Source organism: Curtobacterium sp. ODYSSEY 48 V2 (genome assembly GCF_023712625.1).
Taxonomy (GTDB): domain Bacteria; phylum Actinomycetota; class Actinomycetes; order Actinomycetales; family Microbacteriaceae; genus Curtobacterium.
In genome coordinates this window covers 139,657-148,346 of sequence record NZ_JAMAXX010000009.1, presented here as the reverse complement: position 1 = coordinate 148,346, position 8,690 = coordinate 139,657, and the positions used below count along the sequence as shown (strand labels likewise).

At 70.0% G+C, this 8,690-nt stretch carries 8 protein-coding genes and 1 rRNA gene; all 9 read right to left on the bottom strand.

Features of this window, described 5'->3' with window-relative positions:
• Nucleotides 1–124: ribosomal RNA gene (locus M3666_RS14480) — 16S ribosomal RNA — on the bottom strand; the annotation flags it as partial.
• Between the two features lie 466 nt (nt 125–590).
• Nucleotides 591–1,361, bottom strand: coding sequence for a fumarylacetoacetate hydrolase family protein (locus M3666_RS14475; RefSeq protein ID WP_066654901.1), 771 nt, complete (start codon nt 1,359–1,361; stop codon nt 591–593).
• 24 nt (nt 1,362–1,385) lie between these two features.
• A complete protein-coding gene (locus M3666_RS14470; protein ID WP_251155581.1) occupies nt 1,386–2,510 on the bottom strand; it encodes a branched-chain amino acid aminotransferase in 1,125 nt (374 codons plus the stop codon).
• Nucleotides 2,511–2,524: 14 nt separating this feature from the next.
• Nucleotides 2,525–3,592 (bottom strand): 3-isopropylmalate dehydrogenase, encoded by a 1,068-nt coding sequence (locus tag M3666_RS14465; RefSeq protein WP_251155580.1) that lies wholly within the window; start codon nt 3,590–3,592, stop codon nt 2,525–2,527.
• Nucleotides 3,593–3,603: 11 nt separating this feature from the next.
• Nucleotides 3,604–5,193, bottom strand: coding sequence for a phosphoglycerate dehydrogenase (gene serA / locus M3666_RS14460; protein WP_251155579.1), 1,590 nt, complete (start codon nt 5,191–5,193; stop codon nt 3,604–3,606).
• Between the two features lie 163 nt (nt 5,194–5,356).
• A complete protein-coding gene (locus M3666_RS14455; protein WP_251155578.1) occupies nt 5,357–5,737 on the bottom strand; it encodes a hypothetical protein in 381 nt (126 codons plus the stop codon).
• Nucleotides 5,734–6,177: a hypothetical protein gene (locus M3666_RS14450; protein ID WP_251155577.1), complete on the bottom strand. Its 444-nt coding sequence runs from the start codon at nt 6,175–6,177 to the stop codon at nt 5,734–5,736. The genes M3666_RS14455 and M3666_RS14450 overlap by 4 nt, the downstream gene beginning before the upstream one ends.
• A gap of 50 nt (nt 6,178–6,227) precedes the next feature.
• On the bottom strand, nt 6,228–7,418 hold the full coding sequence (locus M3666_RS14445) for a mannitol-1-phosphate 5-dehydrogenase (RefSeq protein ID WP_066654917.1): 1,191 nt from the start codon (nt 7,416–7,418) through the stop codon (nt 6,228–6,230).
• Between the two features lie 240 nt (nt 7,419–7,658).
• Nucleotides 7,659–8,684, bottom strand: a complete 1,026-nt coding sequence (gene ilvC, locus M3666_RS14440) for a ketol-acid reductoisomerase (protein ID WP_066654919.1) — start codon at nt 8,682–8,684, stop codon at nt 7,659–7,661.
• Between the last annotated feature and the right edge of the window lie 6 nt (nt 8,685–8,690).

The window sequence follows — 8,690 nt, the reverse complement described above, 5'->3', positions numbered from 1 at the left end:
TACTCACGTGTTACTCACCCGTTCGCCACTAATCACAGGAGCAAGCTCCTGATCATCGTTCGACTTGCATGTGTTAAGCACGCCGCCAGCGTTCGTCCTGAGCCAGGATCAAACTCTCCGTAAAAAATTACAGATCCGACACCCGAAAGCGCCGAACCGAGTTGATTCTGACTGTTGACTGTCTACTGACAATCTTCAATCCAAAAGGAATTGTCTCCGACGACCACAACCAAAGCTGCGATCGCACGGGGTCAAAATAATTGGCATTGACAATGTGCACGCTGTTGAGTTCTCAAGGACCAGACGCACCCCCCACTCAGCACCACCACAGTGGAACCTCATCAGAGGGGCTGGAAGTTCGTTGCCGGGGAAGAACCGTGGCGGACAAGATCCCCAGGTGAACCCGGTGACCGTCTCGGCCGTTCCGTTCTCCGCCTCAGCGGCAACGAGTGATTACTCTACGCACGGCCCGACCACACCACCAACACCACCCACATCCCGGGCGTGTCGCACGGTCGGCACCTCGTGGCCCCGGCACGGCGAACGGCCCGCTCCCCTGCGGGAACGGGCCGTTCGGGTGTCGCGAGCGCTCAGTGGCGAGCGATGACCGGGTTCTTCAGCGAGCCGATCCCCTCGATGAGGACCTCCACCACCTCGCCGTCGCGGATGGCCCCGACCCCGGCCGGGGTACCCGTGAGGATGACGTCGCCGGGCAGGAGGGTCCAGATCGACGACACGAACTCGACCAGGGACGGGATGTCGTGCACCATCTCGCTGGTCGACGCCGCCTGGCGCAGCTCGCCGTCCACGCGGGTCTCGAGTCGGATGTCCGACGGGTCGATCTCGGTCTCGATGACCGGACCGAGCGGACAGAAGGTGTCGAAGCCCTTGGCTCGCGTCCACTGTCCGTCGCGGGCCTGCAGGTCGCGCGCAGTCACGTCGTTCGCGATCGTGTACCCGAGCACGACGCTCGCGAAGTCCTCGCGCCGGACGTTCTTGGCGAGCGAGCCGATCACGATGGCGAGCTCGCCCTCGTGGTCGACACGGCCGACCTCGGCCGGCAGACGGATGGGGTCGTCCGGACCGATGACCGCGGTGTTCGGCTTGAGGAAGACCACGGGGTCGTCCCCCGAACGCTCGTCCATCTCCGACGCGTGCTCGGCGTAGTTCAGGCCGACGCCGATCACCTTCGACCGAGGGATCACCGGTGCGAGGAGCTTGGCGTCGGCGAGCGGCACCCGCTCCCCCGTCGTCTCGAACCCCTGGTACATCGGGTCCCCCGCAAGGACGACCAGGTCACGCTCGTCGAGGATGCCGTACCGCGGGTCTTCACCCGTGCTGCTGAACCGTGCGATCTTCACTGTTCGACCCTACCGATCCGCGGCTCAGGCCGGGTCCGTCAGGCGCGTCATCCACCCGTGGGGGTCGGGACGACGGCCGTACTGGATGTCGGTCAGCTCCTGGCGGAGCGACATCGTCAGCTCGCCGGCACCGACGGTGGGCGACCCGATCGTGAAGCCCTCGCCGCGGAGCTCTGCGATCGGCGTGACCACCGCGGCCGTCCCGCAGGCGAACGCCTCGGTGATCGAGCCGTCGGCCACCCCGTCCCGCCACTCGTCGAGCGTCACCCGACGACGCTCCACCCGGAGCCCGCGGTCCTCGGCGAGCTGCAGGATCGAGTCGCGGGTGATGCCCTCGAGGATCGACTCCGAGTCCGGCGTGACGAGCGTGCCGTCCGACCGCACGAGCACGACGTTCATGCCGCCGAGCTCCTCGAGGTACCGGCCCTCCTCGGAGTCGAGGAACATCACCTGCTGGCAGCCCTGCTCGTAGGCCTCCTGCTGCGGGAGCAGGGACGCGGCGTAGTTCCCGCCGGTCTTCGCAGCCCCGGTCCCGCCACGTGCGGCACGGGCGTACTTCGTCGACAGCCAGATGCTCACGGGCTTCGGTCCGGACGTGAAGTACGCCCCGGCCGGGCTGGCGATGCAGTGGTACGCGACCTCCTGCGCGGCACGGACCCCGAGGAAGGACTCGGTCGCGATCATGAACGGACGCAGGTACAGGCTGGTCTCCGGCGCCGACGGCACCCAGTCCACGTCGGCGCGGACGAGCTGCCGGACCGACTCGACGAAGACCTCGAGCGGCAGCTCCGGGAGCGCGAGCCGACGGGCCGAGCGCTGGAAGCGGCGCGCGTTCGCGTCCGGCCGGAAGGACCACACCGACCCGTCCGCGTGGCGGTAGGCCTTCATGCCCTCGAAGATCTCCTGCGCGTAGTGGAACACGCTGGCGCTGGGGTCGAGGGTCAGCGGTCCGTACGGGTGGATCGATGCGCTGTGCCAGCCGGCTTCGAGCGACCACGCGACGGTGGCCATGTGGTCGGTGAAGTACTTGCCGAAGCCCGGGTCGGCGAGGATCTCCTCGCGCTCGGCCGCGGCCCGACGCTCGGGCGACGGCGTGTTCGCGAACTCGAGGGCGAAGTCGCCGTCGGTCTCGGTGTCGGTGCTGCTCATCGGGGTGACTCCTGTCAGGCGGTGGTGGTGCGTGCTGCGACCGCGGCGGCGATGGCGTCGCCGACCTCGGCCGTGCTGCGCGGCGTGGTGCCCCGGCTCGCGAGGTCGGCCTCGACCGCCTGTGTCACGGCCGCCGCCAGGTCTGCACGACCGAGGTGGTCGAGCAGCAGGGCGACGGACAGGACGGCGGCGGTCGGGTCGGCGACCTGCTGGCCTGCGATGTCCGGCGCGGAACCGTGGACCGGCTCGAACATGCTGGGGAAGGTGCCGTCCGGGTTGATGTTCCCCGAGGCCGCCAGACCGATGCCGCCGCTGATCGCGCCGGCCAGGTCGGTGATGATGTCCCCGAACAGGTTGTCGGTGACGATGACGTCGAACCGCCCGGGCTCGCGGACCATGTGGATCGTCACCGCGTCGACGTGCTGGTAGTCGACGGTCACGTCCGGGTGCTCCTCGGCGACCGCCGCGACCGTCCGCTGCCAGAGGGAACCCGCGTGCACGAGCACGTTGCTCTTGTGCACGAGGGTCAGGTGCTTCCGCGGGCGGCGGGAGGCGAGGTCGAAGGCGTACCGGACGACGCGCTCGACACCGTGTGCCGTGTTGAGGGACACCTCGGTGGCGATCTCGTGCGGCGTGCCGACGCGGATCGCGCCGCCGTTGCCGACGTACGGGCCCTCGGTGCCCTCGCGCACGACGACGAAGTCGACCGCGCCCGGGTCGGCGAGCGGGCTCGCGACCGAGGAGTACACCGTCGTGGGGCGGAGGTTGACGTAGTGGTCGAACGCGAAGCGCAGCTTCAGCAGGAGTCCACGCTCGATGATCCCGCCCGCGAGTCGCGGGTCGCGCGGGTCACCGCCGACGGCGCCGAGCAGGATCGCGTCGTGCTCGGCGATGGCGGACATGTCGTCCTCGGTGAGGATGTCGCCCGTCTCGAGGTACCGGGCGGCACCGAGCGAGAAGGCGGTCTCCTGCACGTCGAGGTCGTCCGGCACCACCGCGTGCAGGACCTTCAGCGCTTCGTCCACCACCTCGGGCCCGATGCCGTCGCCGCGGACGACCGCCAGCTTGAGCGTCTGTGCCATGTCCCGGACCCCTACAGCGTGATGTCGATCTCGCGGAGCGAGGTCGCGTCGATGGTGGAGCGCACGTGCTCGAGGATCTCCGCGGGCACCGGCGAGTCGACCGTCAGGACGCTCAGCGCCTGCCCGCCGGCGGCCTCGCGCGAGATCTGCATCGCGGCGATGTTGATGCCGGCGTCGCCGAACTCCTTGCCGTAGACCGCGACGATGCCGGGGCGGTCGGTGTAGACCATCACGACGTGGTGCGCGTCGAGGGCGACCTCGACGTCGTGGCCGTTGATCTCCACGAGCTTCTCGACCTGCTTGGCACCGGTCAGCGTGCCGGACACGCTGATCGCGGGCCCGTCGGACTGGGCACCGCGGATCGTGAGGACGTTGCGGTACTCCGGGCTGTCGGCGTCGGTGATGAGCCGGACGCTCACGCCGCGCTGCTCCGCGATGAGCGGGGCGTTGACGTACGAGACCTGGTCGCTGACGACGTCGGTGAAGACGCCCTTGAGGGCTGCGAGCTTCAGCACGCTGACGTCGTACTGCGCGAGCTCGCCGTGCACCTCGACGTCGATGCTCGTCACCGGCGAGGTGGCCAGGCCGGTGAAGACCTGACCGAGCTTCTCCATGAGCGGGATCCCCGGGCGGACGTACGGGTCGATGACGCCGCCGGCGACGTTGACCGCGTCCGGCACGAGTTCGCCGCCGAGCGCGAGGCGCACGGACTTCGCGACGGAGACGCCGGCCTTCTCCTGGGCCTCGTCCGTCGAGGCGCCGAGGTGCGGCGTGACGACGACGTTCGGCAGCGCGAGCAGCGGCGAGTCCTTCGGCGGCTCGGACACGAAGACGTCGAGGCCGGCACCGGCGATCTCCCCGGACGTGAGCGCCCGGTGCAGGGCGTCCTCGTCGATCAGGCCGCCGCGGGCGACGTTCACGACGAACGCGGTCGGCTTCATGAGCGCGAACTGCTCGTCCGAGATCATGCCCACCGTCTCCGGCGTCTTCGGCATGTGGATCGTGGTGAAGTCCGCACGACGGAGGAGGTCCTCGAGCGACACCAGCTCGACCCCGAGCTGCTGGGCCCTGGCCGTCGTGACGTAGGGGTCGTACGCGATGACCGAGACGCCGAACGCCTGCAGGCGCTGCGTGATGAGCGCGCCGATGCGGCCGAGGCCGATGATGCCGACGGTCTTCTCGTAGAGCTCGACGCCCGTGTACGACGAACGCTTCCACGCGCCGGCGGCGAGCGACGCGTGGGCCGCGGGGATGTGGCGCGCGAGCGACAGGATGTGGCCGACCGTGAGCTCGGCGGCCGAGATGATGTTCGACGTCGGCGCGTTGACGACCATCACGCCGGCGGTGGTCGCCGCCTTGATGTCGACGTTGTCCAGGCCGACGCCCGCGCGGGCGACCACCTTGAGCTGCGGCGCCGCGGCGATGGCCTCGGCGTCGATCTTCGTGGCGGACCGCACCAGCACGGCGTGCGCGTCGGCGAGGGAGGACAGGAGCGCGGCACGGTCGGTACCGTCCACGTTCCGGATCTCGAAGTCGGGCCCGAGGGCGTCGACGGTGGCGGGCGAGAGTTCTTCGGCGATCAGGACGACCGGCTTCGGCACAGCTGCAGTTCCTCACACGAGACGGGCGGTATCCCACCATCGTATCGACGCGGGGACCCGGTTACGACCGCACCGTCGGTCCCCGACGGAACCACGCGCCGGTCCGGAGGCGCGGAGCCAGCGGGCACCGTGCCTCCCGTCCGTGGGACGGTCGCGACGTGCGTCAGAAGTCGAGCAGGCGCGGCACGAACAGCTGGAGGTCGAGCCAGAGCGCGCCCGCCGCCGCGAACGCGACGACGAAGACTCCGACCGTCACCGACAGCCGAGCCCGGCGCGTCGTCCAGAGGGCGACCAGGAACGCGACGGGCGCGATCGCGATGTCGAGGACGAGCCAGCCCCAGGGGGTGCTGCGCTGCAGCGACGAACCACCGGAGGTCGTCTCGAGGAACGTGTTGAACGCGCGAACCGACTGCGAGACGGTGACGAGGTTCCCGACACTCTGGACGGTCATGTAGGCGAACAGCGCGCCGAAGACCACCCAGACGACGATGCGGCCGACGAGCGGGGACGAGGTCCGGCGGGCTGCCGGTGTCGTGGCGGTCACCCGAAGCTCCTGGTCATGAGGAACGGCCAGGGGAAGAGCACGGCGGCTCCGAGCAGCATCCACAGCAGCCGCGTGCGGGTCCGACGACCACGACCGGCCCAGAGCACCACGGTGAACCACAGCGCGGGCGCGACGATCGACAGGAAGCGGAGGACCTCGACGAAGACGGTCAGCAGCGTGTCGACGTTCGCGACGTACGCGGTCGAGGCGGTGAGCAGCCACGCCACCGTGTAGAGCAGGTAGAGCCCGCCGAAGACCCCGAAGCCGACCAGGGCGCCGGAGGTCTCCGGGCGCTCCGGGTCGCGTCCGCCGTGGCCCTTCACCGTGACCGGGTTGTGGGCCGCGTCGACGTGGGTCGCGTCGTCCGCGTCGCCCCAGCTGAGGGCGTCGTCGTCGTCGTGGTCGACCGAGCCGTCGGGCGGGGATGCTGCCGTGGTCATGGGGACGATTCTACGAGGGACCCGCGACGGCGGACACCACGAGGGACCGCTCAGACGTCGGCGGGCTGGGTCGCGAGGACCCCGGCGACGACGTCGCGCACCGCGGGGAACAGCGGGTGGCTCTCCACGAGCCCGGTCAGGATCTCGGTGAGTGCGTGCGCCGTCGCGCCGGAGCGGAGCAGGGCGTGCAGCTCGATCGACTCGGGGTCGTTCTCGTCGTCGAACGCCAGGGCGACCCGGACCGCTCCGAGCAGGTGCTCGACCGGGAGCCCGCGTTCGGCCAGCTGCGACGCCGGGCCGATGAAGCGCTCACGCCGTCCGAGCTTCCGCAGCGGGTTGCGCCCCACACGCGCCGTGGTGTCCGGCAGGAGCGGGTTCGCGATGCGGGTGAGGTTCGCAGCGACGTAGCGGGCGTGCTCGGCCGGGTCGAACCCGTGCTTGGCGACCAGCAGCGCGGTCGTCTCGGCGAGGACCCCGTCGACCTCGGCGCGGACCTCGCGGTCCTCGAGGGCCTCGCGGATGAGTCGGATCCCGCGGACGAAGCCGTGGTACGCCGCGGTCGCGTGGGCGGTGTTCACCGTGTAGAGCTTCCGCTCGACGAACGGCTGCAGGTCGTCGACCCAGGTGACCCCGTCGATCTGCGGCGGCTCGGCGTCGGACGGAGCGAAGGGGGTGCGCTCGATGACCCACTCGTAGAACGGCTCGAGCACGACGTCGAGACCACCGGACTGTCCGAGCACCCCGGACTGGTCCGGGACGATGCGGTCGATCGCGCAGTTCGCGAAGACCGCCGCGACGTGACGGTCCTCGAGGATCGGGGCGCGTCGGATGCTGGCGTGCAGCGAGTCCGTCGCGTTGAAGGCGTTCTCGCAGGCCACGACCGTGACGTCGCCGCGCTCGGGCGCCCGTGCCGCGAGGCCCTCGGCGATGACGGGGGCGACGAGCGGCAGCGTGCGTGCACCGACGGCGGTCGTGACGACGTCGGCCTCGGCGATCGCCTGGACGACGCGCTCACGGTCGGTCTTGCTGCTGAGTGCACGGAAGCCGTACACGAGGTGTTCGACGGGCTGCTCGCCGACCTCGTGGACCACGAAGCGGCCGGCGTCGTTGAGCGCGGAGACCACGCGGTCGTCCACGTCGACGAAGGTGAGCTCGTAACCGCTCGCGACCAGGAACTGACCCACGAACCCGCGCCCGATCTTGCCGGCGCCGATGTGGACCGCTCGCTTCGTCACCGCCATCCGATGATCCTCCCACGTCGGAGGACCCGGTCGTGACCACTCCTCGCGACGCCGCGGAGCGGCATCGGCAGCACTGCAGGACGGGTCACGGAAGCGGAGCGCCCGGGTACGGGGACGCCACGGGGGCGCCAGGTGCTGGCGCTGGAGCTGGAGGGGTACAGGTGCATGTCGTTCGGGTCACGTCGCGAGGCGGCGGTGCGAACGCACCGCCGCCTCGGGAGTCGGGTGGTCGACCGCAGACTACCGCGCGGCCGAGCCGTCCACGTAGTCGGCGTCGTTCGACTTCCACGCGAACAGCGCGCGGAGCTCGCGGCCGGTGGCCTCGATCGGGTGGCCCTCGCCCTTCGCGCGGAGCTCCTTGAACTCCGGCGCGCCGGCGTCCTGGTCCTCGATGAAGCGCTTGGCGAAGGTGCCGTCCTGGATGTCGGAGAGCACGGCCTTCATGTTCTCCTTGACCTCGGGCGAGATCACGCGGGGGCCGGAGACGTAGTCACCGAACTCGGCGGTGTCGGAGATCGACCAGCGCTGCTTGGTGAGGCCGCCCTCCCAGATGAGGTCGACGATGAGCTTGAGCTCGTGCAGGACCTCGAAGTAGGCGATCTGCGGCTGGTAGCCCGCCTCGACCAGGGTCTCGAAGCCGTACTGGATGAGCTGCGACGTGCCACCGCAGAGGACGGCCTGCTCACCGAACAGGTCGGTCTCGGTCTCCTCGGTGAAGGTCGTCTTGATGCCGCCGGAACGCAGGCCGCCGATGGCCTTGGCGTACGACCAGGCGAGGTCCCAGGCGCTGCCGGAGGCGTCGACCTCGACCGCGACGATCACGGGCACGCCGCGGCCCGCCTCGTACTCGCGACGGACGGTGTGCCCCGGGCCCTTCGGCGCGACGAGCGCGACGTCGACGCCCTCGGGGGCCTCGATGTAGCCGTAGCGGATGTTGAAGCCGTGGCCGAAGACGAGCGTCGCGCCGTCCTTCAGGTTCGGCTCGATGTCCTCGGCGTAGACGATGCGCTGCACCTGGTCCGGCGCGAGGATCACGACGACGTCGGCGTTCTTCGTCGCCTCGGCCGGGGTGAGGACCTCGAAGCCCGCCTCGGTCGCCTTGTCGCGGCTCTTCGAGCCCTCCTGGAGGCCGATGACGACCTCGACGCCGGAGTCACGGAGGTTGAGCGCGTGGGCGTGGCCCTGCGAGCCGTAGCCGATGACGGCGACCTTCTTGCCCTGGATGAGCGTCAGGTCGGCGTCGGCGTCGTACACGATGTCAGTCACGAGGGT